The sequence below is a fragment of the Streptomyces durocortorensis genome, assembly GCF_031760065.1.
Taxonomy (GTDB): Bacteria; Actinomycetota; Actinomycetes; order Streptomycetales; family Streptomycetaceae; genus Streptomyces.
In genome coordinates this window covers 5,285,484-5,311,036 of record NZ_CP134500.1, presented here as the reverse complement: position 1 = coordinate 5,311,036, position 25,553 = coordinate 5,285,484, and the positions used below count along the sequence as shown (strand labels likewise).

At 72.4% G+C, this 25,553-nt stretch carries 15 protein-coding genes and 1 pseudogene; 6 read left to right on the top strand and 10 right to left on the bottom strand.

What is annotated here, in order from left to right; genetic code table 11:
• From RI138_RS23675 to RI138_RS23640, 8 genes and pseudogenes are all read right to left on the bottom strand, one after another.
• Window positions 1-3,033 carry an SNF2-related protein gene (locus RI138_RS23675; RefSeq protein WP_311121527.1) on the bottom strand — a complete coding sequence of 1,011 codons (3,033 nt, stop codon included), beginning with the start codon at window positions 3,031-3,033 and terminating at the stop codon, window positions 1-3.
• A 149-nt stretch (window positions 3,034-3,182) separates the two neighbouring features.
• Window positions 3,183-4,394 (bottom strand): serine/threonine-protein kinase, encoded by a 1,212-nt coding sequence (locus RI138_RS23670; protein WP_311121526.1) that lies wholly within the window; start codon window positions 4,392-4,394, stop codon window positions 3,183-3,185.
• 74 nt (window positions 4,395-4,468) lie between these two features.
• The gene (locus RI138_RS23665) at window positions 4,469-7,096 is read right to left on the bottom strand and encodes a GmrSD restriction endonuclease domain-containing protein (RefSeq protein ID WP_311121525.1); all 2,628 of its coding nucleotides are present in this window, start codon (window positions 7,094-7,096) and stop codon (window positions 4,469-4,471) included.
• 601 nt (window positions 7,097-7,697) lie between these two features.
• Window positions 7,698-8,234, bottom strand: a complete 537-nt coding sequence (locus tag RI138_RS23660) for a hypothetical protein (RefSeq protein WP_311121524.1) — start codon at window positions 8,232-8,234, stop codon at window positions 7,698-7,700.
• 152 nt (window positions 8,235-8,386) lie between these two features.
• On the bottom strand, window positions 8,387-11,398 hold the full coding sequence (locus tag RI138_RS23655) for a trypsin-like peptidase domain-containing protein (protein WP_311121523.1): 3,012 nt from the start codon (window positions 11,396-11,398) through the stop codon (window positions 8,387-8,389).
• A complete protein-coding gene (locus RI138_RS23650) occupies window positions 11,388-11,699 on the bottom strand; it encodes a trypco2 family protein (RefSeq protein ID WP_311121522.1) in 312 nt (103 codons plus the stop codon). Before RI138_RS23650 ends, RI138_RS23655 begins: the two co-directional genes overlap by 11 nt.
• Before the next feature lie 312 nt (window positions 11,700-12,011).
• Window positions 12,012-12,651: pseudogene (locus tag RI138_RS23645) on the bottom strand (zinc-dependent alcohol dehydrogenase); the annotation flags it as partial.
• Window positions 12,652-12,713: 62 nt separating this feature from the next.
• The gene (locus RI138_RS23640; protein WP_311121521.1) at window positions 12,714-14,024 is read right to left on the bottom strand and encodes a serine hydroxymethyltransferase; all 1,311 of its coding nucleotides are present in this window, start codon (window positions 14,022-14,024) and stop codon (window positions 12,714-12,716) included.
• A 309-nt stretch (window positions 14,025-14,333) separates the two neighbouring features.
• Between RI138_RS23640 and RI138_RS23635 the strand changes: the two genes are divergently transcribed.
• Window positions 14,334-16,112 carry a hypothetical protein gene (locus RI138_RS23635; RefSeq protein ID WP_398863576.1) on the top strand — a complete coding sequence of 593 codons (1,779 nt, stop codon included), beginning with the start codon at window positions 14,334-14,336 and terminating at the stop codon, window positions 16,110-16,112.
• Here the strand turns inward: RI138_RS23635 and RI138_RS23630 are convergent.
• On the bottom strand, window positions 16,081-17,895 hold the full coding sequence (locus RI138_RS23630) for a serine/threonine-protein kinase (protein WP_311121519.1): 1,815 nt from the start codon (window positions 17,893-17,895) through the stop codon (window positions 16,081-16,083). The genes RI138_RS23635 and RI138_RS23630 overlap by 32 nt on opposite strands.
• Window positions 17,896-17,950: 55 nt before the next feature.
• The gene (gene ku, locus RI138_RS23625) at window positions 17,951-19,117 is read right to left on the bottom strand and encodes a non-homologous end joining protein Ku (protein ID WP_311121518.1); all 1,167 of its coding nucleotides are present in this window, start codon (window positions 19,115-19,117) and stop codon (window positions 17,951-17,953) included.
• A gap of 76 nt (window positions 19,118-19,193) precedes the next feature.
• Between ku and ligD the strand changes: the two genes are divergently transcribed.
• The 5 genes from ligD (at window position 19,194) to RI138_RS23600 (ending at window position 25,547) form a co-directional block, all read left to right on the top strand.
• Complete coding sequence (gene ligD / locus RI138_RS23620) at window positions 19,194-20,105, top strand: non-homologous end-joining DNA ligase (RefSeq protein WP_311121517.1); 912 nt, start codon at window positions 19,194-19,196, stop codon at window positions 20,103-20,105.
• 291 nt (window positions 20,106-20,396) lie between these two features.
• Window positions 20,397-22,904 carry a HEAT repeat domain-containing protein gene (locus RI138_RS23615; RefSeq protein ID WP_311121516.1) on the top strand — a complete coding sequence of 836 codons (2,508 nt, stop codon included), beginning with the start codon at window positions 20,397-20,399 and terminating at the stop codon, window positions 22,902-22,904.
• Complete coding sequence (locus RI138_RS23610; RefSeq protein WP_096626859.1) at window positions 22,901-23,224, top strand: zinc ribbon domain-containing protein; 324 nt, start codon at window positions 22,901-22,903, stop codon at window positions 23,222-23,224. Before RI138_RS23615 ends, RI138_RS23610 begins: the two co-directional genes overlap by 4 nt.
• Before the next feature lie 158 nt (window positions 23,225-23,382).
• On the top strand, window positions 23,383-24,180 hold the full coding sequence (locus tag RI138_RS23605) for a hypothetical protein (protein ID WP_311121515.1): 798 nt from the start codon (window positions 23,383-23,385) through the stop codon (window positions 24,178-24,180).
• Window positions 24,177-25,547, top strand: a complete 1,371-nt coding sequence (locus RI138_RS23600; RefSeq protein WP_311121514.1) for a HAMP domain-containing sensor histidine kinase — start codon at window positions 24,177-24,179, stop codon at window positions 25,545-25,547. The genes RI138_RS23605 and RI138_RS23600 overlap by 4 nt, the downstream gene beginning before the upstream one ends.
• Window positions 25,548-25,553 lie beyond the last annotated feature (6 nt).

The following is a 25,553-nucleotide window of genomic DNA, read 5'->3' as shown; positions in this document are numbered from 1 at the left end:
TCAGTTCTCCGCCTGGGCGTCGGACGGGTGGGCGGCGGACGAGCCCGGTGAGCCGGTCAACGGGGCCGGGTCGGTTCCGGGGGCGTCAGGGGTGCCGGGGCGGTCGAGGACGGCGAGGACCCGCAGCAGCGGGCGGCCGGTGGTCTGCAACTGGTCGAGGAGGCGGGCCAGTTCGTCGGCGGTCTCCTCGACGAGGCGCTCGCGCCGGTCGGTGACGCCGGGCAGCAGGGAGTCGGTGCGCCAGCGGGCGACATGGGCGCGGTAGGCGGCGAGAGGCCCGCTGATCCGCTCCTCCCACTGGGCGCGGCCCGCGTCCAGGTGGTGGCGGGCGGCGGCGACGGCGGCGGGGACGAGGGCCTGGAGGCCGTCGGGGTCCTGCGGGCCACCGGTGCGGGCGAGCCTCGGGCCGACCTTGGCGTCGCGCAGCGCGTCGGCCATGGGGCGCACCTCGGGCGTCCCGGTTCCGTCGGGGCGCAGGCCGCCCACGGCCATCCAGCGGACCACGGTCGGGCGGCCGAGGGCGTTGGAGTGGATGCCCTGGACGAGGAAGACGGGGCCGTCGACGTGCGGTGTGGTGATGACCGGGGCCTCCTGCCGGCCGAACTCGACCAGCACCTTGTCCGTCAGCCACTCCACCACCGGGTGGATGTCGGTGAGGAAGGAGACCTCGGGCCACATCGTGGTGCTGCTGCTCCTCGCCTCGTCGAGCTTGCGCTGCGCGAGGGCGCGGTCGGAGGTGACCAGCATCCGGTCGGCGACGCGCTGCTCCCTGAGGTAGGAGGGCGGCAGGGCCTTGAGGCGGTGGAGCAGGTCGGGAGCGAGGGACGGGGAGAGGGAGAAGTAGCCGCCGCCCTGGGCGTCGGTGCCGGAGGCCAGGCCGATCAGGTCCGCGGCGCGCTCCTCGTACACCTCGTCGAGGGCGGTGGCGACGAAGTCGGCCGTGTCACCGTCGAAGAGCGAGATCAGTTCGGCGCGGGCGGGCAGCTCGTGTTCGGTGACGGTGTCCACCTGGCCGAACAGGTCGGCCAGTGCGGTGTCCTCCTCGGCGGGCCCGGAGTCCAGGAACTCCTCGACCGTGCCGCCCCGGACCAGCTCCTTGATGAGGCGGCGCTCCTCCTCCTCGGCCCGGTAGAGACCGGACACCGCCTCGGCCGTGCCGTCGAGCTTGTGGGCCTCCTCCTCGCGGCGCAGCAGCTTTTCGGCGACCGTGCGGTCGTCCTTGGCTCCGGGGGTGGCCGAGGTGAGGATCAGTGCGTGGAAGCGGGGCTCGTGCTTCTGCCCGTACCGGTCGATACGGCCGTTGCGCTGCTCGATGCGGATCAGGGACCAGGGGATGTCGTAGTGGACGAGGTGGTGGCACTGGCGGTGCAGGTTGACGCCCTCGGAGGCGACGTCGCCGGTGAACAGGAGCCGTACGGGGGTGTCGGCGAGGCCGAACGACTCCAGGACCTTGGCCTGCTCCTCGTCGCTGAGACCGCCGTGCATCACGGCGACGGCCTTGGACGTGCCGTCGGCGCCCACCGGGAGGCCCAGGCGGGCCGGAACGACGTCGGCGAGCCAGGTCAGCGTACGGACGCGTTCGGAGAAGACGACGGCCCGTGTGGTGGACCGGGGGCCGACCCCGATCTCCTTCAGCTGGGTGACGAGCGCGTCGAGCTTGGCGGAGTCGCCGGGAGCGGTGCCGTCGCCCATGCCGTCGACGATCTGCCGGAGCCGGGCGAGCGCGGCCTGCTCGGTGGCGATGGCCGGGTCGGGCAGTTGCCCCTTCTCCTCGGCCCTGTGGACCCGGTCCTGGAGGGAGGCCACGCGGTTCGTGACCGTCTCGCCCAGGGCCTTGTGCGAGGACAGGAAGGTCTTGAGCAGGTTGTAGGCGAAGACCGGTTCGACGGCGACCGAGACGGGGTCCTGGGCGGCCGTGCCGAACTCCGCGCTCGCCTGCGTGGTGGGAATCCAGTGCTCGGCCAGTTCGGCGAAGACGCGTTCCTCCGCCTCCGTGGCGGCGCAGTGGAGGGAGACCGTCGGCCCACGGTCCGGCCACTCGGTGCCCATCTCGTCCCGCACCTCGGGGCTGATCTTGGTGCGCCGGATGTAGAGGTGGCCCAGGTCCTCGGCCGGGTCGTAGTGGTCGCGGTCGGCGATGGCGGCCGGGTCCAGCAGGGAGATCAGGTCGGCGAAGGACCGTTTGTCGCCGTTGTGCGGCGTGGCGCTGGCGAGCAGCAGGGCGTCCGTGCGCGGGGCGAGGATCTCCGCGAGGGCGCGGCGCTGGCTGCCCGGGTTGATCAGGTTGTGGGACTCGTCGATCACGACGGCGTCCCAGCGGATGCGTTCCAGGTGGTGGCGGTAGCGGCCGATGTTCTTGAGGGTGTCCACGGAGATGATCACGCGCTTGTAGTGCGTGAACGGGTTGCGGCCGGAGGGCAGATCGCGCTGGACGCGCTGGATGCCGAGGGAGTCCAGTCGTACGAGCGGGATGGAGAAGCGGGTCCACAGCTCGTGCTGGAACTGCTCCAGGATGCTCTGCGGGGTCACGACGAGAATGCGTTCGCCCCTGCCCCGGCGGATGAGCTCCGCGAGGGTGAGGCCGATCTCCAGGGTCTTGCCGAGACCCACGACGTCGGCGATGAGGACCCGGGGGCGGAGATTGCGCATGGACAGGGCGAGTTCGGCGGGGCGCTGCTGGTAGACGAGCGGGTCGAGCAGGAAGCGGTCGGCGAGCGCAAGGCCCCGTTCGGACTGGGGCAGCGGCGTCTTGCGCAGGGCCGCTTCGAGGAACAGGCGGCTGCGCCGGAAGTACGAGGAGGTGTCGGGCACGAGGCGCGTCTTCTCCGGGTCCAGGAGTTCCACCGCGTCGATGCCGCTGAAGAAGACGGCCTCCTCGTCCCGGACGAACTCGGAGACGCCGACCGCCTCGATGCGCTCCCCGTCGTGGTCGGTGGTGGTGGTGTTGCGGACCAGCCACTCCTCGTCCCGTACGAGGATCTGCGCGCCCGGCGGGAACCGGGTCCCCTCCTCCGTCGCCCCCTGGTCGGTCACTCGCGGTCCTTTCCTCTTCCCCTGCTGCGTGCGCTCTCGCCGATGCAAGTCTGTCACGGCGGAGGAGGACGTCGTACGGGATGGAACGGGAGGGCCGAGGGCTCCCCGGGCAGTGCATCGCGCCCGCCTGGACGGGGAAGGGCCACGGCTCAGAAACGTGCCTCGCGGGCGTACGCGGCGCGCATCCCCTCGGCGATCCTCAGGGGCGCGGCGGGCCGGACGGCCGTCACCCCGCCCCGTGGCCTGCGGGTGTCCGGACGCGTGGGCTCGGCGGCCCGGTGGGCGGAGGTACCCGCTCCGGGGGTGACCTCGTCGGGGTCGTCTTCCTCCTCCCCCGCTCCGTCCGCCCCGTGCTGCCCGGCTCCGGAGGACGCCGGTGCGCCTTCTCGCTCGTCGTCCTCGGCCGCCGCCTGGTCGAGGACCGCAGGCGTGTAGGCATCGGCGTCGGCCGAGGGGGCGGGTGCCGGAGGAGGAAGCTGCGGCACGATGATCTCGGGCGTGAGGTCGGTGAGGCGCCGCTTGGCCTGGAGGGCGGTCAGGCCCTGCTCTCGGATGACGTGCACCAGCCGTTCGATGACCTCGGCCAGGGAGGGGCGGGCGTCGGGGTCGGACGCCAACATGTCCGTGATCAGCGGGGCCAGCTCGGGCGGTACGCCCGCCAGGTCGGGAGGGGTCGCCGGGTCCTCGATCTTGAGGGCGACGGCCTGCCAGGTCGGTCCCTCGTACGGGTAGTGCCCGGCCGCGGCGTAGAGGAGCACCGCCCCCAGCGCGTACACGTCGGCGGACCGGTCCAGCTGCTGCTCGCCCCGGGCCTGCTCCGGCGGCATGCACAGGACGCTGCCGACGACGTAACCGGTGGCGGTCAGGGCGGTACGGCGTTCCGCGAGCACCGCGAGGCCGAAGTCGATCACCTTGGGCCCGTAGGGGGCGAGCAGGATGTTCTGCGGCTTGAGGTCGCGGTGGAGCAGCCCCGCGTCATGGACCGTGCCGAGCCCCTCCGCGAGCAGCGCGCCGAGGCTCGCGGTCTCCGCGAGCGGCAGGGGCCCCTGGCCGGCGACGAGGGTCCGCAGATCAGGTCCGGGGACGTACTCGACGGCGAGCCAGGGCCGGTCGGCATCGGCGTCGGCTCCGACGAAGGCCGCGACGAAGGGCCCGTAGACCGTGCGCAGGCTCTCCACCTCGGACAGGAAGCGCGCCCGGGTGTCCTCGTCGAGCACGGAGGACTTGATCACCTTGACCGCGGCCTGGTGGCCGGCCGCGGACTCGCCCAGGAACACCTGGCCCATGCCGCCGGAGCCGATCCGGCAGACGAGGGTGAATCCCCCGATCTCCGTCGGGTCGTCTTCCCTCAGCGGTTCCACGGTGCCATGCCTCCCCCTCACCGCCGGCTGCCCCGCCGTTCGGTGCGGGGGATCCGGCAGGACCAGCCAGCAGTCTATGCAGCTCCTCCGTCGCCCCGTGCGGCCGTCCCGGCACCCGCGCGGGCCTGGGTCGACTCGACCGTGTGCGCGAACCACTCCAGGATGCCGCGGAGCTGCTCACCGTGTTCGGCGAACACCTCCAGCGGGAACGCGGGACGCAGGTCCAGCTTGGCCGCCGCCAGGTCGATGCCCTCCACACCGTTCAGGCGGGCCATGAGCTCGCGCCGGGACTGCTCATCGTCGAAGGGCGGTCGGCGCTTGAGATGCTGGAAGACCACTTCGACGGTCCCGGTCACCGGATACAGGGCGAGGGGCCACACCGAGCGCGCCCGGGAACCGGCCAGGGGCAGTGTGGGTGAGCAGCTGGTCTCGCTGCTCCTGCCGTACGTGAGCACGCCGCCCCGTTCGGTCCAGAACCGCAGGCACGAAAGGACTCCCGCGACCGTGTCCGGCGTCTGGTTGTCGTGCAGCAGCTTCTCGAAGCGGGTGGCCGCGGACTCCCCTTCGGCTCCCGCCCCATCGGACTCGGGCGCGGGTGCCTCGTTCCCGAAGTCGTCCCTGCCCACCAGCGTCGCCAGGTCGGAAGCCGTCAGCCGGTGGGAGCGGCGGGCGCGGCCCCGGTCGTCGAACCGTACGCCTTCGCTCTCCAGCACCGCGCGCGGATCGGAGGCACCTGTGTGCCCTTCCGGCCAGCGGAAGCCGGGAGAGATCTTTCCGTCCGCCATCAGCACGCGGTAGGCGCCGTGCAGGGCGGGCCTGGTGCTGATGTGGTTACCGACAGCGACCGCGTGGGTGCCGATGAGGGTCGCCAGGTCGCCGTAGGTCGTCCACGTGCCCGCCGGCATGCTCAGCAGTGCCTGGCGCAGCTCGCCCCAGCCGGCCCACTCGGCATCGGCGTGGACCACGCCGTCGAGGGGGCCTGGCCACAAGTCCAACGCCAGCTCGGCCAGTTCGTCGGCGCGGGAAAGGATCTCCGCTCTGCCCCAGCGCTCCACGCCCGCGATTCGCTGGTTCATCCGCAGAGCGCTTGAGTCCAGGATCTGCTGCTTGCGGTGGAAGGGGTGGTTGGAGAGTCTCGCGTTGTCCCCGGAGAGCGTCAGGTTGCCCAGGGTGTGCACCAGTTGGGCGTGCAGCTCCTCCGGGCTCTCGCTCTCCCCGGCCTCCTCGGCGAGAAGGTCGAACCACTGCTGAGCGGGCCGCTGCGGCAGGACGTGCTCGACGGTGAGCTTCGCCCTGGTGAAGTCGACCGGTTCGCTGGCGCCGAAACTTTCCTCGAACCGGCGCAGCACCTCGAACCGCTGGTTCGACCGGCCCGACTTGTAGAAAGGACGGCTGCGGATCGACGTCCGCACGACGGCGTCGGAGGGCCAGACGCCGGTCCCGGTTCTGGCGGACAGGGCGTGGCGTACGGCGTCGGCGAGTGGGCGCCCGTTCTCCAGTTCCCGCTCGACCTCCTTGGGCAGTTGCATGAAGGTCCGGTTGTTGCCCGTGGTGGAGTTACCGGCGAACAGACGCCGGACCAGGTAACTCTCGGCGTAGGAGAGGGCAGTGGCGGCTTCGCCGGGTGTGCAGTCGCCTTCGTCCAGCCGGTCGAGCAGGAGGAGCGCCAGCGGGTAGTGTGTCTGACCGCTCCAACGGGCAAGGCGTTCCAGGACGTCACGCAGACGCGGGTCGCTCTCCCGCCACGGTTCGACGATCCGCATGAGGCGGCCCGCCCTCACCCGCAGCCGGAGGACCTCCGCCTCCAGCGCCTCCTCGTCGGAACTCAGTGGTTCGAGGCGCTTCTTCTGGTCCCGGTAGATCTCGCTCTGTTTGGCGCGGCTGTCGCCTCCGACGACCAGGTCGAGCCAGACGAGGAGCTCCAGCCTGCTCGGTCCCAGCAGTTCCTGCATCGGAAGCCACAGGTTGCGGTAGACGGCCTCGCCACGTCTGGGCAGGCACATGAAGAGGTAGTTGCGGAGCAGGTCGCTCTGGCTCAGGCCGACGCCGGTGTTGTTGATGGACTCGAAAATCCGGTAGACGTTGTCGCCCTCGGCTGCGGTGATCGACACGATGGAGAGAAGGTCCCGGAGGACGGACTCCACGGCACCGATCCACTGCTCGCCGGACCCGTCCTCCTCGGCGGTCTCCTCACCCTCGGTCAGGACAGCGAGGAAGTACCGGTAGGCGCCGCCGATGTTCCCCGCTCCTCCGGCCGTGGGGAGGGAGTCCACGCAGGCGACGAACGCTTCACGGTCGGCCTGCGTGGGCAACAGGCGATAGTGGTCGTTCCCGTCCTGGTAACCGTTGACCAGGATCAGGTCGTGAATGCGGGCGGCCTTCTTCTCGCGCCCACGAGCCCGGTGCCGGTCCCGCAGCGCGGTGAAGGAGAGCATCAGTGTGGTGAGCCGCTGCTGACCGTCCACGACGAGCCAGCGCTGCATCCCGCCCGCCGCGACCCGCTCCGGCGCGAGCACGACCGACCCGAGAAAGTGTGCCGCCGGCTCGTTGCCCGCCCGCTTGTCCTCGACGAGTTCCAGGACGTCGTCCCACAACTGGCTCAGCTCGTCGCGCTGCCATGTGTAAGTGCGTTGATAGAGCGGGACCTGGAACTGCGTCTCGCCATGGACCAGTTTGCTGAACGTCGTCTCCTGCGCGTGCACGCCCGCCCCCTCCCCGCTTGCCGTCTCGCCATTGTGCCGCACACAGACTCGCCAGCAGGAGGAATCTACGGCGGTGAAGTCCAGGGGCCACCCCACCGCGGCATCATGTAATTCCCGTGCAAGCCTGGAACAGTCTGCGCATCCTGCGATCACAGGGCACTCTCGCCCATCAGCCGCATCCGCTCCTCGACTCACGCCCCATTTTGAACTGCTTCCTGAGCGATCATGGTGGGGCCAGCCTTCGGACAGACACAGGCAGCCTCAAACTCCCTGCTTCCACTCAGAGCCTGACATCAGATTAGCCCTCAATGAGCAAAAACAACCACCAAACGGAGCATTTCATTTTGACGGGACGCGTATGGGACCGCACATATGACTCAGCATCACTTATCAGTGTGATCTGGGAAAACACCGCAAGGACAGTCGGCCTCCGGAGCCGGGTGCGCAGGTTCGAATCCTGCCGGGGGCACTTCCGGATTGAAGAACCGGACCAGCGAGGCTGGTCCGGTTTTTTCGTGCGCTCCGCACCGTCGCGGTCGAGCGGAGCGCACCAAGGTGGGCGGGGCAGTACTTTCCGGTCAGTACTTTCCGTACTTTCCGGTCAGTACTTTCCGTCGACCGGGACCCAGCCGGACCAGGCCTCAGGCTGGTAGAACTTGCCGGTGTCGCCGTCGTAGCGCAGAACGCGAAGGCGCACGTTCCCGCTCTCCCGGTAGTCCTTGTCGCAGCCCGCCCAGGTGTTCACGCCGAGATTGTTGACGCAGACCTCCTCGGCGCGCCCGTAGTCGGTGTAGACGCCGACAGCCGCGGACATGCCGTCCTTCTTCGTGTCGCCCGCCCAGACGATGTCGGCGTTGTGCTGGAAGCACCCGCTGGAGCCATAGGCGGCGGTGGAGCCCAGGCATGTGTCCGAGGCCGTAGCGGCCTCGGCCGCTCCGGCCGGTCCTGCGGCCGGTCCTGCGGCCGGTCCAAGTGCCGGGGCTATGCCTTCGACGACCTTCACGTCCGCGGCCATCTCCACTTCCCGGGGGCTCTCCGGTACGTCGTCGGCCAGTGTTGGTGTCGCGGTGACGGCCGAGAGCGCCAGTCCCGACGCACCGGCGAGAACGCTCAACTTCGAGCGCCGGTTTTCCCGCATGCTTCACTACCCCCGCGCCTGACCTCTGTCGCAAGGTCAGCAATTGTCAGAAGTGAACAGACCACATGTGAACAGAGTGTGAGACTAGGAGATCGCTGTGACGGATGGAAGGGACTTCTGTGACGCAGGTGCCCCACGGTGCGTCTGCGATCTCAGGCCTCGGGCTGCGGTCCGGCTGCCGGGGCGGCCCCGTCCGCCAGCCGGTCGGCGTGCTCGGTGAGCCAGGCGGGGGCGATGACTTCGGCGTTGCCGTCCAGAGAGGCGGCCGCTCGGTTCAGGGCGGCCGCCGCCTTCCGCGGCGCGAGGGGGCGGGCACGGGCGGCCTCGGCCAGGGAGCGGGCCGCCTCCTCCTGGGCGGAGCCGGCGATCCGGAGGACGGTCGAGGCGCGCTCGGCCGTGCCGGCGGATTGCCCATGACGGCCGTCGCACCAGTACGCCCAGGCGAGATTGAGCAGGCAGACGCCCTCGCCCCGGGGGTTCTCCATCAGTGAGGCCTCGTGGCAGGCCTCTTCGAGGACCGGGATTCCCTGGGCGGGGGCGTCGAGGGCCAGGAACGCGATGCCCTGCGCGTTCAGTGCGTAGGCGATCGCCTCCGGGGTGCCGGAGGCCCGGTAGGCCCTGGCCGTCTCGGCGCCTGCGGCAATGGTGTCCTGCCAGCGGCCCAGGGTGAGCAGGGCGATGGTGCGTGCGTTACCGGCCCGTGCGGTGGTGAGCGGATCTCCGCTCGCGTCGGCGATCGCGGCCAGCCAGTCGGCGCCGTCCAGCGCGCGCTCGCCGTCGCCGAGGTAGCTGTGGGTGAGGCTGAGGGAGAGCAGGGCATGCGCCTCGCGCTCGGTGTCGCCCAGCTCGCCCGCGAGCCCGGCGGCCCGGGTGAGGAGTTCGACGGTGGTTCCGAGGTTCCCGATCTGCCGGTGGGCGTCGCCGAGGCCGAACAGGGCGTTCTGTAGCGCGGACCGGTCTCCGAGGCGTTCGGCGAGCTCCACCGCTTCGGTGAACAGGTCGACCGCCTGCTCCATCGGACCGGCGCTGAGCCTGGCGTGTCCGTAGGCGACGGTGTGGGCGAGGCGTACCCGGTCGTCGCCGATGTGCCCGCGGACGGTGAGGTGCATCGAGACCGCGGAGAGGACGGAGCCGTGCCAGACGAGCCATTCACTGATCTCGTTCAGCACGCGTGCGGCGGCGTCGTGGTCGTCCGCGCGCACCAGGTGCTCGAACTGCCGCCGGTGCGGTTCGAGGTCCTCCGGCGACCGCCATGCGTCGTCGGGGCGGCGCTGCCCCGCGTACCAAGCTGCGAGCCGTCGTTCCACTGTCTGCCTCCCGAGGGAACCGTGCGAGGGCATCTGGGCGTAGGCGAGGTCGGCGTCCATGGGGTGCAGGGCGAGGGTACGGCTCGGCCGGTCCACGGAGACCAGGTGCGTGCGGACGAGGGAGGTGAGGGCGGGGGTCACCGGCAGGCTCGGGTCGAGTCCGGCGAGGATCTCCTCGACCGCCGCCTGCTTCACGGGGATACGGAGGGCGGCAAGGACTCCGAGCACCGCACGTGCCTGCTCGTCGAGGCGCCGGTAGCGGTCCTGGGCGAGGTCGGCGACGACGTCGTGCCGGTGCGTGAAGTCCTTCAGGACGTCGCTGAGCGTGGGCAGCAGCAAGGTGTCTCCGGCGACCGCGCCGACGAGGAGTTCCAGCGCGCGCGGCACACCGTGGACGCGGACCGCGGCGTTCAGCAGTTCGTCGTCGGACAGGTCGGCGATGCCGAGGCTGCCGTCCCGGTCGAGTTCACGCAGCAGGGCCGCCGCCTCGGCGGATCCGAGGCCCTTGGAGAGCTCCACCTGCGCGGTGAAGCGCCGCAGTTCGGGCGCGAGGCGTACCGGCAACTGGCTGGTGACGAGGAGACGCGGAGTGCCCCGGGTCCGGAACAGCCAGTCGAGGAAGACCGCAAGGCCCTCGTCGGCGATGCCGCCGTCGTCGTGGAGCAGGTCCTCCAGGTTGTCCAGGAGGATGACGATCAGGCGCCCGCCCATGGCCGCGTGCAGCTGGTCCAGCCGGTCGTGGACCGTCCCGCCGGTGGACCAGACCTCGCGCAGACGCGCTTCCCGCTCGGGGCCGAGCAGGCGGGCGCAGTCGAAGAATAGGCGCTCCAGCGATATCCCGGTCGTGCGGGTGGAGAGGTTGACCAGGCCGGACGGGACCGGGCCCCGGACGGTTCCGGGCCATGTGCCGCGGTCGAGGAGGTCCATGACCTTCGCGGCGAGCGCGCTCTTCCCGATGCCGCGCCGCCCGATCACTGTCACCATGCGGTTGGCGGGGTCGCTCAGGTGGCCCGCGATCAGGTCGGTCTCGTGGGTGCGGTTCTTGAACAGCTCGATACCGTGCGCCACCGGCACCCCCACCACCCGCACCTCGGGGTCGGGGTCCCCGTCGCCGGGCGGTTCCACCGACTCCCCCGGCACCGCGAAAGGCAGGTCCGCCGTCGCGGGGAACCCGGTGAGCCGGGCGAACTCCACACGGTCCGGGGCGGCGAGCTGGCGCACGGCCCGGTCGAGACGGACGGCGGTGAGCCTGCCCGTACCCTCCCAGCGGTGGTGTTCGGCGACGACGCCGACGATGCGGCTGCCCGCCCACACCGCGGCGCCGGACATGCCTGCCCAGGGCGACACGTCGGGGTCGGGGTCGGCGCCGGCCGGTGCCACGGTCATCTCCAGCGTGCCCGTACGGAGGTTGGAGAGCGCCGCGACTGTACCGTCCGCTTGGTGCAGTTCACGGAAGTACGTACCGTCCGGCCGGCGACGTCGCTTCCACAGCGGGAACCCCGCGGCGTGCACGACGAACACGCCGTGCCGGTCGTCGGCGATGCGCCCGAAACGCGCCGGAGCGATGTCCGCGTCCACGGGGAGGGCCGCCGGTGACGTGAGATTCAGTACGGCGAGGTCGCTGCTTCCGTCGGCCCAGGCCACGGCCGCCGGGACCGACCATTCACCGGGCCGGTCGGCGTCGCACCGCACGACCACCTCGGTCGCGTCGGCGACCACGTGGGCAGCCGTGAGAACGACACCGGCGGAAATCCGGTAGCCGGAGCCGCGCCGCCTGCCGCTTCCGGTCCTGACGATGATCTCCGCGAGCCGATGCGGGTCAAGGCCGCCCCCACCGTTCCGGGGGTCAGACCTCATCAGGCAGCTCGGCGCCGGAGATCAGCACGGGGCTGTCGGGCGCGTCGCCGCGCACCGGCTGGAGGGTGAGTGTGATCCGCTGCGTGGTCATGTGGGCGGCACGCGCGGAACTCTGCGCGTCGAGCACCCAGAACCGGACCTTGACTCCCGGCTCCAGGCTCCGTTCCACCCCCACGGTGAGTTCCAGCTCCAGCTTCTCCGCCTGGAAGCGGATCTCGTCGTCGTCCCCCGCCGCCATGGCCCGGCTCAGCTCACTCCGCAACTGGGTGATGACATCCGCCAGTTCCACCGCTTTGCTCATGACCGTCCCCCGTTCCGCCTGTGACAGGCCGCCCGCACGCCCCGCGATCATACCTATGGGTCGTCAACTACGGTTGTGGTCAGCTGACTTCGAGGGGCTCGACGGAACGTTCCTTCGGGGCGAACCGCAGCAGGGCCACATCGCCGACGGCACGTGCGTCGACCAGTCTCATCCGGGCCGGGGCCCCCCGGGGTACGGAGCGGGCCTCAGGAACACCGGCGCTGCGGCCTCTCCCACCAGAAGGGGGCCGAGTGTCTCGTCGGCATGGCCGGCAACTTCGGCAGAGGGGACGGCGGTGCCGGGGTGCTGAGGGCTGTAGCGGATGCGATGGCAGAGTCCGGGCAGCCGACCGGCAGTGATCTCGGCCATCACGCGCGGAAGTTCGTCGAAGTCGGACTCGCCGGTGATCAGCGCGTCGAAGACCGGGTCCCGCAGCAGATCGAGTGCCTGGGCGAGCCGGTCTCCGGTGGTGCACCGCCCCCGTCTCCCCGGCGGGACGGCGCCGACCCGGCTGCTCCTCAGCGTCAGGCGCCGGGAATGGAAGAACTCCCCGAGCGGCAGGGTCACCGGCTGGTCCCCGTACCAGCTCAGGTCGACCACACAGCCCTCGGAGGCGAGCAGTTCGAGCGAGCGCCGCAGCCTGGACTGGGTGGCGCCGGCGTGAAAGACGAGATCGCAGTCACCCGTCCCGTGTACGGGAGCGGCGAACTCGACGCCCAGCTCGGCGGCGGCCTCCGCCCGGGCCGGGTCGATGTCGACGAGCTGGACCCGGACGCCGGGGAACCGGGCGAGAAGCGCCGCTACGGAGCAGCCGACCGCGACCGCGCCCACGACGGCCCATGCGGTCGCCGACCCTCGGCGGCGCGTCCCACAGTGCGTTGAGTGCCGTCTCGACAATCCCGGCCAGCACGGCGCGCTGCGGCGGGACACCGTCGGGTACCGGGGTGAGGGAAATATCGGCTCCCCATCCGCCACATGACATGACGAAACCCGCACCGGGAACGACTTGCCCGGTCAGGCCATCGGCAGTCCCGGCGCCGGGTGGGCGTCCATCAGCTCCTTCACCTCGGCGCGGATCGTGGTGAGTGCGGCCTCGTCGCCCCTGCGGGCCGCCTCGACGGCTGTGTCGATCCACGTGGCGACGGTGGCCATCGCGGAGGCGGGCACTCCGCGGGAGGTCAGGGCGGGGGTGCCGATGCGGATGCCGGAGGGGTCGAAGGGCCTGCGGGGGTCGTAGGGGACGGCGTTGTGGTTGACGACGACGCCCGCGCGGTCGAGGGCCTGGGCTGCCGCCTTGCCCGGGACGTCCTTGTTCGTGAGGTCGATCAGCAGGAGGTGGTTGTCGGTGCCGCCGGAGACCAGGTCGAAGCCGCGCGCCGCCAACTCCTCCCCCAGCGTGCGGGCGTTGGCCACGACCTGGTGGGCGTACGCGCAGAAGCCGGCGGTGGCCGCTTCACCCAGGGCGGCCGCGATGGCGGCGGTGGTCTGGTTGTGCGGGCCGCCCTGGAGGCCGGGGAAGACCGCGCGGTCGATGGCGCGGGCGTGTTCGGCCGTACTGAGCAGCATCGCGCCACGGGGGCCGCGCAGGGTCTTGTGGGTGGTGGTGGAGACGACGTCCGCGTGCCCGGCGGGCGAGGGGTGCGCGCCGCCCGCGATCAGGCCCGCGATGTGCGCGATGTCGGCGACCAGTACGGCGCCGGTCTCGCGGGCGATCTCCGCGAAGCCCGCGAAGTCGATCGTGCGGGGTACGGCCGTACCGCCGCAGAAGATGAGCTTGGGCCGCTCGGCGCGGGCCAGGTCGCGGACCTCGTCCAGGTCGATCCGGCCGGTGTCCCTGCGGACTCCGTACTGAACGCCCCGGAACCAGCGGCCGGTGGCCGAGACGCCCCAGCCGTGGGTGAGGTGGCCGCCCATCGGGAGGGACATGCCGAGGACCGTGTCGCCGGGCTGGAGGAAGGCCAGGTAGGCGGCGAGGTTGGCCGGGGAGCCGGAGTACGGCTGGACGTTGGCGTGATCCATCCCGAAGAGGGCCCGGGCGCGGCGGATCGCCAGGGTCTCGACCTGGTCGATGACCTGCTGGCCCTCGTAGTACCGCTTGCCGGGGTAGCCCTCGGAGTACTTGTTCTGGAGCACCGTGCCGGAGGCTTCGAGTACGGCGGCCGAGACGTAGTTCTCGCTGGGGATCAGGCGCAGGGTGTCGGCCTGGAGCCGTTCCTCCGCACCGATCAGGGCGGCCAGCTCCGGGTCGGCGGAGATGAGGGCCGGATGGCGGGGCGCGGGCGCGGTGGTGGCAGAGGGTGCGGTTGCCGGGGTCCGGGTGGTCATGGAAGGGGTCCTTCCGGGTCGGCCGCTCGATGCGGCGTGGACCCGGATGCCCAGGCGGACGGCTCTCCGGAGATGACGCCCCGGGCGGGCCCGGGGTGTGCCGCTTCCTCGTGGTCGGTTCCACGGAGCGCCCCTGCCCGGGGCACGCGCCAGTCGCGGCGTTGGGCAGTGTAGAGGATGAGCCGTCCGGCCTGCGGCCCGGAGACGCGCCAAGGGGTCGAGGTGGCGGTGACGGATTCTGTGCGTGACCGGGGACAGAACCGGGCAGGATCACGGTGACGTGTGCGGCTCGACGGTGGGGGGACCGTTATGGAGTCCGGTGATCAGCACGGGGTTGCGGGACATGCGGGACAGGGGGCCTCGCCCGGGATCGGCGGGGCGGTCCCGCCACCGCCTTCCCATGCGCCGGATGCCGGTCCGCCGTCCCCCCATGCGCAGGAGGCCGGGCCACCGCCCTCCCATGCGCAGGAGGCCGGGCCGCCGCCCTCCCACGCACCTGATGCCGGGCCGCCGCCCGACGGGGCCGGGCTGCGGGCGGTTGCCGCCGGGATGCTCAATCTGGCCGGGCTCGGGCTCGGTTACGCCCTGTTGGGGCGCTGGGGGCGGGCGGCCGGGTGCTGGGCGGCCACGGCTGCCCTGCTGTTCGTCGCGCTGCCCGCCGATCCGGACGGGGTGCCCGGGGGCGTCCTCGTCGGGTATCTGGCCGTGCTCGTACTCGCCGCCGCCGACGGGGCCCGGATCGCCCGGCGTTCGGCGCTGGGCGGGTCGTGGCGGCCGGTGCTGGCGGCCGGTCTCGGGGTGGTGCTGCTGGCCGTGCCGGCGGGTGGGGCGGTGGTGTACGGCTCCGCGCGGGACGAGGCCCGGGAGCAGATGCTGCTGGAGCGGCTGGAGGGCGGGGACCAGCGGGTCGCGGCGGCGGCTCGGCAGCCCTTCGGGGCGGCGAAGGGCGAGTACGAGAAGGCGCTCGGCGTCTATCGCGCGCTCGCCGAGGACCACCCGGCCTCCCGGGCCGCCAAGCTGCTCCCGGACCGCCTGAAGGCGTACTACGACGCTGTCTCCGCCCCGTACGCGAAGAAGCGGCACTGCGAAGCCGTCGAACCGCTGACCTATCTGCGCACCCTGCCGGACGCGGTCGGCGAGAGGCTTCTCGGGACCCTGGCCGCCTGGCCCGACGAACCCCTCGCCGCCTCGCTGTACGGGTGCGGGGTCTCGCGCCTGGGCGCTGCGGCCGGAGGCAGCGGCGGGGGCGGTGCGGAGCTGGGCGAGTTGCTGCGTACGTTCCCAGACTCCGCGCCCGCCCAGCAGGTCGGACCGGCGATCAGCGAGCGGATCAAGGCCCAGGTCGCGGCGTTGAAGGGCGCCGAGCCGTGCGCGGCCACGGCGGTGCTGCGCCGCCTCGGCACCACCGCGGCCGGGCTGCCTTCCGACCGGGTGAAGGCGCTGCGCGCCGATGCGGACAAGGGTGTGGTGGACGGGGCGTACGCCTGCGGGGTAGATCAGTTCAAGGACAGGAAGTTCGGGGACGCGCGAAGGACGATGACGGACTTCGCCCGGACGTACAAGAGCGACGAGCGGGTGCGCCGGGCGCGGGACATAGCCATCGCCGCCGAGATCGCCGCCGACCGGCCCCCGGCGGGCAGGCGGTTGCCCCCGAAGGGCCGCCCCGGAGGTGCCCGGATGGAGCTGGTCATCAGCAACGACGCGCCGAACGCAGTCGAGGTGCTCTACACCGGCCCGGTCACCGGCACCGTCTCCCTGAAGGCCTGCGACGGATGCAGGCGGTACAGCGGCGCGGCCGTCGGCGCGCGGCAGGCTTGCCGGACGAGCGGCAGAAGCTACCCGAAGGCACGGCTGCGACTCCCGGCAGGGGACTACCACTTCCTCTACAAGCACGGCACGGGCGCCACCGCCCGGGTGGACAGCTACTCCGCCGGGTCGAAGGTCCGGCCCGGCTACACGTACACGAGCTGCACCTACGTCATCGAGCGGAGCCCCTTCGGCCTGGATCTGCCCGTGCTGCCGGACCCGGTCCGGCCGGTGTCGGTCCCCCGGGGCGTCAGCCCTTCGGACGCGGGCTCTTCTCGATGACCCGCCCGTCCAGGTGCGCGGTGAGGAAGGCTCCGCCGTGTGAGTCGGTGACGTAGACGCGCAGGACCGGGCGGTCGTCGTGGAAGGGTGACGAGGGGTCCACGATGACGTAACGGCTCTCCGGCTCCGGGATGTTGAGCGTCCGCCCCGCCGTGCGCAGGAGGGCGGGCAGCGCGTCCCAGTCGACGGAGTTCAGGTCGACCGTCGTTTCCCCGGACGTCAGCGTGCCGCCCAGCTCGTCGTTCTTCGCCTGGCCGTCGCGGTAGCTGAACCGGTCGTAGAGGCGGGAGTTGGACTCCAGCGGCGCCTCGGCGGAGGCGTGTTCGCCGTGGAGCGTGAAGTCGGTGACCTTCGTCCCGCCCATGAGTGGCTTCAGCGCCTTGATCGCCGCCCGCGCTCCGTCCGGGGTGAGCAGGTTCTCGGGGGTCTCCGGTTCCTCGCCCCCCTGGCGATCGTCGTCGTCGCCTTCGTCGTCGGCAACCCCCTCCGGCGTCGGGTTGGAGGCCGGGGGCGTCTCCTTCGAGCCGTCCGCAGGGGCGCCCGCGGTGTCACGGGGGCGGTCGCCGCCGTCGGAACCGGAACGCCCGAAGGGCAGGACATCGCTCGTCCAGAGGACCACGCCCGCGAGCACCAGGGCCGAGACGACGGACGAGGCGGTGGCAGCCATCCGGGTGCGGCGCCGGCTCCGCCGTCTGCGCTCCTCCTCGGTGAGGACGGGAACGGCAGCCGCGTACGACTGCTGGTAGGGGTTGCCCGGCCGGTAGGGGTTGTTCGGTACGGGCGCGGGCGGGTTGTTCGGTACGGGCGCGGGGGTCGGCGGGAAGCCGTATGCGGTCGGGACACGGCCCTCCGGCCCTCCGGGCCCGGAGGGCGCGGGCCGATCGCACACCGGCTCCGTGGGCGTCGGGCCCGGGGCCCGGGCCGGGCTCCCGTCGCCGGAACCGGTGCGGGCGGCCTCGGCCAGCAGGGCGTCCAGGGTCTCGGCGTCCGGGCGGGCCGCAATGTCCCGGGTCAGGAGCGCGCCCAGGACCGGGGCGAGGGCCCCGGCCCGTACCGGCGGCGGGATCTCCTCGTCGAGGACGGCGGCCAGGGTGGCCAGGGTGGTGGCCCGGCGCAGCGGGTGGCGGCCCTCGACGGCGACGTACAGCATCATGCCGAGCGACCAGAGGTCGGATGAGGGGTCCCCCTCGGTGCCCCGGATGCGCTCGGGGGCTATGTAGTCGGGCGAGCCGATGAGGGCGCCGGTGGCCGTGAGGCTGGTCGACTCCCGGATCGCGGCGATGCCGAAGTCCGTGAGGACGGGGCGGCCGTCGGTGCGCAGCAGCACGTTGGCGGGCTTGACGTCACGGTGGTGGATGCCGGAGGCGTGGGCGGCGCGCAGGGCGGAGAGGACGCCGCGCCCCAGTTCGGCGGCCTCTGCGGGCTCCACGGGTCCGGCGGCGAGCCGGTCGTGGAGGGAGGAACCGGCCACCAGCTCCATCACGATCCATGGGTAGCCGTCCTCGCCGGGGTCGACGATGTGGTGGACGGTGACCACGTTGGGGTGGTCGAGGCGGGCCAGTGCGCGGGCCTCGCGCAGCACGCGGGCGCGCAGGGTGCGGGCGCCCTCGGGGTCGTACTCCGCGAGGTTCGGGTCCGGGGGCCGGACCTCCTTGAGCGCGACGTCCCTGTGCAGGGCCATGTCCCGGGCCCGCCAGACCATGCCCATGCCGCCGCTGCCGAGCCGCTCCACCAGCGTGAAGCGGCCGTCGATCACCCGTCCCGAGGGAGACTCTGCGCTCATGCGCCGTAGCGTACGGGTGGACTGTGACAGCGGGGCGGCGGGGCGGGGTTCGCCGTCAGGCCGAGGCGCGTTTGCGGGAGGAAGCTGACGTCTTCCTGGTGGTGCCCCCGCTCGAAGAGCTCGAAGAGGACGCCGACGTCTGCTTCTTGGCCGTGGTCTTCTTCGTCGTGGTCTTCTTCGCCCCGGTCTTCTTCGCCGTCGGCGTGGACGTCTTCCCGGTGGTCTTCCTCGGCGTGCTCTTCTCCCCCGCCTTCTTCGCCGTCGACGTGGACTTCTTCGCGCCGGTGGACTTGGGGGCGGATTTCTTCGCGGTCGTGGAGCCACTGGAGCGGGTGACCGTCTTGCCGGTCGGCGTGCGGTGCGTGGTCTTCTTCGCGGACGTCCTCTTGATGGGGTGGACATCGGCCATGCCGCCCTCGGCGCTCTCGGCCCCCTCACCCTCCCCGCGGGATTCCTTCGCCGCGCGGACGCTGTTCTCCAGGGCCGCGATCAGGTCGATGACCTTGCCTCCGCCGGAGTCATCGGACGCGGCCGGCCGCAGGGTCTCGCCGGAGGCCTTCGCGGCGATGAGCTCCTCCACCGCCTCACGGTAGTCGTCGTGGAGGCTGTCCATGTCGACCTCGCCCAGGGTGTCCATCAGAGCGTCCGCCAGGTCGAGTTCGGCGTCGCGGACGGTGACGTCGCTGTCCGGGGCGACACCCTCGGGTGCGCGGATCTCGTCGGGCCAGAGCAGGCCGTGCATCGCGATCACGTCGTCGACGACCCGGAGCATCCCGAGCCGTTCGCGGCCGCGCAGGGCGTACTTGGCGAGGGCCACCTTGTTGCTGCGCTTGAGGGCCTCGCGCAGCAGGGTGTACGGCTTGGCGGCCGGGACGCCGTTGGCGGAGAGGTAGTACGCCGCGTCCATCTGGAGCGGGTCGATCTGGTCGGCGGGCACGAAGGCGACGATCTCGATGGTCTTCGCGGTGGGCAGCGGGAGCTGGGCGAGGTCCTCGTCGGTGATCGGGATCATGGTGCCGTCGGCGTCCTCGTACGCCTTGCCGATCTCGGCGGCGGACACCTCTTCCTCGTCCAGTTCACAGACCTTGCGGTACCGGATCCGGCCGCCGTCGGCGAGGTGGACCTGCCGGAAGGAGATCGAGTGGTTCTCCGTGGCGTTGACCAGTTTGATCGGGATGCTGACCAGCCCGAAGGAGATCGCGCCGTTCCATATGGACCTCACCGTTCACCCCTTTAGCCGTTTTGACCAGGAAGACCGTTAAGCGCGTTCATATAGGTTTTCGTGTGATTCTTATCGTATGACGCCGATCACCGACGTGGAGGGGCGACGGGTCTCGCTCAGCAATCTCGACAAGGTGCTGTATCCGGCCACCGGGACGACCAAGGGCGAAGTGCTGCACTACTACGCGACCACCGTCGCCGGGGCGGTCCTGTCCCATCTGCGCGACCGCCCGGTGTCCTTCCTGCGCTACCCGGACGGGCCCGACGGGCAGCTGTTCTTCACCAAGAATCCGCCGCCCGGTACGCCCGCCTGGGTGGCCACGGCCGCCGTTCCCCGGAGCGAGGACCCGGCCGCCCGGCAGGTGATGGTGCAGGATCTGGCCTCGCTTATGTGGGCGGCCAACCTGGTGGTGGAGTTCCACACCCCGCAGTGGCGGGCGGACGCGCCGGAGATCGCCGACCGGATGGTCCTCGACCTGGACCCCGGCTCCCCCGCGACCGTCGTGGAGTGCTGCACGGTGGCGCTCTGGCTGCGGGAGCGGCTCGCGGCCGACGGACTGCTCGCGTACGGGAAGACGTCCGGGTCCAAGGGACTGCATCTGCTGGTCCCGCTCACGCCGACCCCCTCCGGCGAGGTGTCCGCATACGCCAAGCGGCTCGCCATGGAGGCGGAGGCGGCCCTTCCGGAGCTGGCCCTGCACCGGATGAAGCGTGCCCTGCGGCCGGGGAAGGTCTTCGTCGACTTCAGTCAGAACGCGGCGGCGAAGACGACCGCGACGCCCTACACCCTGCGCGCCAGGCCCGAGCCCACCGTGTCCGCACCGGTCACCTGGGACGAGATCGCGGACTGCCGGGAGGCCGGTGCCCTGGTGTTCCGGGCCGGGGACATGGGCGGGCGGCTGGAACGGTACGGAGATCTCCTCGCCCCCCTGAACGATCCGGAACAGGCGCATCCGCTCCCGGGGGGAGCCCTGGGCGGGGCCGGGTGAGCCCGGAGCGGGTCCAAGTGAGCTCGGGGCGGGTCCAAGTGAGCTCGGGGAGCGCGGACTGCCCTGTGGCGGTCCCTCGTTCACAGCGACCTCACAGCCGAATCGTCTTGACCTGGTCATGACCTGGTCACGGCGTGAGGAAAGGCCGCAAGTGGCGGGTGGATTGTCGGACCCGTGGTGCACACTCTGCGCAGGCGCTTTCTGCGGGGCGCGCCGAAGGGGTGTGACGGACGGGCGCGCCGCGAGGGCGTACCCGTCCGGGCGCTGTCGTGGTCGTGGGGAGGGGATGGCGTGTTCTCGGGGATCGATGAGGTCGACTGGGCCTCGATGGAGCATGCCTACGGGCCTGCCGACGATGTGCCGGAGCTCCTGAGGGGGCTCGCGTCGGACGATCCGGCGGAGCGGGAGACGGCGCTCGACGGCATGTACGGCGCGGTGCACCACCAGGGCGATGTATACGCCTGCACGCTGGCATGCATCCCGTTCCTCTTCGAACTGGTCGTGGATCCGGGCGTGCAGGACCGGGGCTGTGTCGTCGAACTGCTCACCAGCATCGGCGGTTTCGACCTCGACGAGGACGACGAGGACGAGATCGACGAGGACGAGATCGAGGGCGCCGCGAACTACGCGATGGCGGCGGCCGCGGTCACCGCGGGCGCCGGGGTGTTCTTCGAGCTGATCGCCGACGAGGACCCCGGAGTGCGGCTCGCCGCCCCGCTGGCCCTCGCCACGCTGCACCGGCACCCTGTGCGGGTCCTCGCACTGCTGCGGGAGCGGCTGCCGGTGGAGCCCGACGAGGAGGTGCGGCTCGCGCTCGTCGAGGCCGCCGGGCGGGTCGCTCTGCGGCACCGGCCGCTGGCGGGCCGGGTGGCGGAGTGGCTGAACGGGCTGGCGTCCCGCGCCCACACACCGGGCCTGCGGCTCGCGGCCCTGGCCCAGCTGGCGCGCTGCTCGCCCGATGTCCTGCCCGGTGATGTGGTGCCGGTGGTGTCGGGGCTGCTGCGCGAGATGCGCGCGGCGCCCGAGGCACCCCCGGCGCCGACGGAGTGCGCCGCCACGGGGACGAACGGTGCGAGGGAGCCGGGGGGTGCGAGGGACCTGGACGGCACGGGGGGCCTGGGCGGTGCGCGAGCCCCGGACTCGGCACCGGAGCCCGGCCGGGAAACGGCTGCCGAAGCCGGGTCCGGTGCCGGGTCCGGTGCCGGGGCCGCAGCCGGAGCCGGGGCCGGGGCCGCAGACGGCACCGAGTCCAAGCCCAGGTCCGTTGCCGGGGCCGGGGCCGAGTCAGTTGCCGGGGCCGGGTCCAAGCCCGAGTCCAAGCCCGGGTCCAAGCCCGGGTCCGGGGCCGCAGCCACAGCCGGCCCCGGGCCCGCAGACGGCTCCGGGGCCATGGACCAGGACCCCGACTCCGAGCCCGTGGCCGCACCGGAGGGCTGCCGGAGCGAGCAGGTCGCGGCGCCGACACTCGTTGGGCAGCTGCGGGCCCTGTCCGCTCAGGACAGCCCGGGGCACGGCACTCCCTGGGCCGCCGATCTGCTGCGCACGCTCCACGTCGGCCTCGACGACCGGGTGGGCGACCGCACCGCGCTGCTCGCCGACCAGCTGCGCAGCCCCGACCGCTGGCAGCGCATCGACGCCGTACGGATGAGCGGCGGGCTGATACGGGCCTGGCGCGGCCCCTACGAGGAGCTGGTGGCGCTCGTCGGCGACCAGCTGGGCGACCCCGAGCCCCGGCTGGCGGAGGCCGCGTGCCATGTGCTGGAGGAGCTGTTCCGCCTCGCGGCCCCCGCGGCGGACGCCCTGGCCGCCCGGCTGGCCGCCGACCCCGGCGGCTGGGTGAAGGCCTGGGCCGGCGGCCCGCCCGGCCTCGGCTCCACCGTGAAGGCCCTGGCCCGCCTCGGCGACCCCCGTGCGGTGCCCGCGCTCGCGGCGGCCCTGGAGCTTCCCCAGGTGGCGCACGACGTGGGGTTCGCGGTGGGCCACCTCGGGGCGGCGGCCCGGCCGCTCGCCGGGGCGCTGCGGCGCAGGCTCGCGGAGGTGGAGCTGGACGAGGGCGCCTACGACCGGGCGAGCCCGCTGCTGGCCGGGCTGACCGGGCTGCGCGCGGGCGAGGCGGCCCCCGAGGTGCTGCGGGTGCTGCGCGGGGCGCCGGCGTACCGGGGCGATTGGCTGCGTACGGCGGCGCTGCGGGCGCTGGCCTCGTTCGGGCCCGCGGCGCGGGAGGCTGTCCCTGAGCTGCGGGCGCTGATCCGCCACCCGGGGACGGCCGCGGCGACGGAGGCGGCCGAGGCGCTGTGGGCGATCTCCGGGGACACCGGGGCGGTGCTGCCGGTGCTGATCGAGGGCCTCCAGTCCGACCAGGTGCACGACCGGCGGGCGGCGGCGGTGGCGCTGGGGGCCCTAGGGCCGCGCGCGGAGGTGGTCGCGCCCCGGCTGCGCGGGCTCCTGGCCCACGACGAGCTGTGGCTGCGCGTGGACGCGGCGATCGCGCTGTGGGAGGTGTCCGGACGGCCGCGGGAGACCACCGAAGTGCTGCTGGCCGCCTGGGAACGCAGCCGTCATGTGCGGGTCCGGGTGGCAGAATGCCTGGCGCGGATGGGACCGGTCCCCGAAGGGTCGGCCGCGGCACACGTCCTGCACACCGAACTCGCCTCCGTACGCCGTCACAACGCGATGGACGGCGGGTACGGCAGCCACGACATCCACGAGGACGAGAAGCTCCTGACGCTGTGCCGACGAGCGCTCCGGAGGACGGGGCACGGCACGGGACGAGAGACGGGGAAAGGGACCACGGCATGATCATTTTCGGCACCAAGGGCTACCTCCACCAACTGGCCATCCTGACGATGGTGTGCGGCTGGTGCGGCAATCCGGCCGCGCACACCCTGCGCAAACGGGTCACGAAGTTCACGCTGTTCTTCGTGCCGCTGTTCCCCTTCTCGACGAAGTTCGCCACGCAGTGCACGTTCTGCGGCGGGGAGCAGCAGATACCGCAGGAGCAGGCCGACCAGCTGCTCGCGCAGCACGCGGCCGGGCAGGACGGCCGACCGTACGGCCAGGCCCAGCAGCAGCCTGGTTTCACGCCGCCGGGCCAGGGCGGGAATCCTTACCAGCGCTGACCCCCCGGCCCGTACCGACGACGTACCGAGACGTCACGTAGGGGCACGAAGTGGGCATTGCGTACGATCCTCCGATTAGGGTGTGAGGCCCCTGTCGTCCGCGCGGTCCGGCGGACGTCCGTGAGCCCGTCGAGCCCCGCCGGAGAGGAGGCGAGCCCGTGCGCCCGCACAGCGTCCCGTCGACGGCCCGCGCCGCGGCGTGCGCCGTAGCCGCGCTCGCCCTGCTGTCCGGCTGCGGTGCGGCGGGCGGCCTGGAGAGCGCGGGGGACGCGCCGTCGGCCGTCGAGCCCAAGCACCTCTGGCCGGAGCTGCCGCCCGCCTCGTCCGCCCCGTACGACTACGGGGAGGGCGAGACGGCCCGCATCCCGGGGATCCGGGTACCCGGCGGCGATGTGCGGCGGCTGGACCCGGTCGCCGTGGCGCAGGCCGGGCTGAAGGCCAGGACCAACCGGGACAGCGGCCTGGACGAGCTGCCGGACGAGACCGTCCGGCAGATCCGCGCCTGCCGCACGGCGCCCGACGACTGCCCGGTCCTCCCGCCGTACTACCGCGACCTGACCGGCGACGGCAAGGACGAACTGGTGCTCGGCATTCGCATGCCCGACCAGCAGCTCGCCGTACGCGCCTATATGCCGGACCGGGGCGGGCTGACCCGGATCATGTCCGCCTACGACGCCGTGATCAGCGTGGAGCTGGCGGGACGGGACGTGATCATGCGGGCCCCCTCGGTGATCCCGGGGTACGAGTACCGCACCGCGTGGTCCTGGGACGACCGGCAGCGCGCGATGCTGCCCACCCGGGACGAGATCCTGCGGACACCCGAGCACCGGAAGGGCCCGAGAACGCCGAAGGCGACACCCACGCGGACGCCCTCGCCCACGCCGTCCGCCACCGACGCTTCCGTCCCTCCCGCTGCCACTGCCACTGCCACCGACGCCCCCACGGAGACGCGATGAGGAGGCGCGGGCTCCGCTCCCCCTCCTGGACCGCGGGCCTCACCTGGAAGTCCGCGGTCTTCCTGACCGTCATGTGCTGCACTCTGGCCGCGCTCCTCGGCGTCCTGGTGCACACCGCGGTGACCCGGCAGACGGTCGGCCACGCCCGCGAGAAGGCGCTGGAGCGACTGGAGGTGGTCACCGACGCGTACGAGGCCGGGGAGCCACTGCCACGGGGCTCCGGCATCGACCCGCCGGGCCTCCCCGCCTCGCTGCGCGCCCTGGCCGCGGGCGGCGAGCGGGGCACCATCGTGGCGGACGGCCCGCACCGGCCGGGCGACCCGGACGGACAGGGCGGCCCCGCCATGTGGGCGGCCGGTCCGGCGGACGGGCGGGCGCTGGCCACCTGGACGGACTACAGCCACAGCGCCCGCACCATCGCCGGGCTCGACCGGGCGATCATCGGCTCCTCGCTGCTGGCCATCGCCGCCACCCTGCTCGTCGGGCTGTTCGCCGTCGGCCGGGTGACCCGCAGGCTCCACCAGAGCGCCCGGGTGGCCCGCCGGATCAGCGCGGGGGATCTCGACGCCCGGGTGAACGACCCCCGCACCGCCCGCCCGGTCCGCGCGCAGGACGAGGTGGCGATCGTGGCGGGCGCGCTCGACACGATGGCCTCGACGCTTCAGCGCAAGCTCCAGACCGAGCAGCGGTTCACCGCCGATGTGGCGCACGAGCTGCGCACCCCGCTGACCGGCCTGTCGGCCGCCGCCGAACTGCTGCCGCCGGGCCGCCCGGCCGAGCTGGTGCGCGACCGGGTCAGGGCGATGCGGGCGCTGACCGAGGACCTGCTGGAGATCTCCCGCCTCGACGCCCGCACGGAGCAGGTCGATCTCGCCGAGCACGATCTCGCACCGCTGGCGGAACGGGTCGTGCGCGCCTCCGGCACCGACACCGAGGTCCGGGTGACGGGCGCGGCCCGGGTGGAGACCGACCGGCGTCGGCTGGAGCGGGTGATCGGCAACCTGGTCGCCAACGCCCACCGGCACGGGGCCCCTCCGGTGGTTCTGAGCGTGGACGGCGCGGTGGTGACCGTGAGGGATCACGGGCCGGGGTTCCCGGCGTATCTGCTGGAAGGCGGGCCACAGCGGTTCCGTACGGAGGGGGCGGGCAAGGGCCACGGGCTGGGGCTGACCATCGCCGTGGGCCAGGCCCAGGCCATCGGCGCCCGGCTGGAGTTCGGCAATCCGCCGGACGGCGGCGCGCTGGCCCGGATGACCCTGCCGGAGTACGTACACCTCGACGAGGAGGAAAGGGGCGGGGAGGCCGCCGTCGATGACGCCCACGGTGACCCGGACGGCTCACACGAAGGCTCCCCTCACGGACCGTGACGCGTT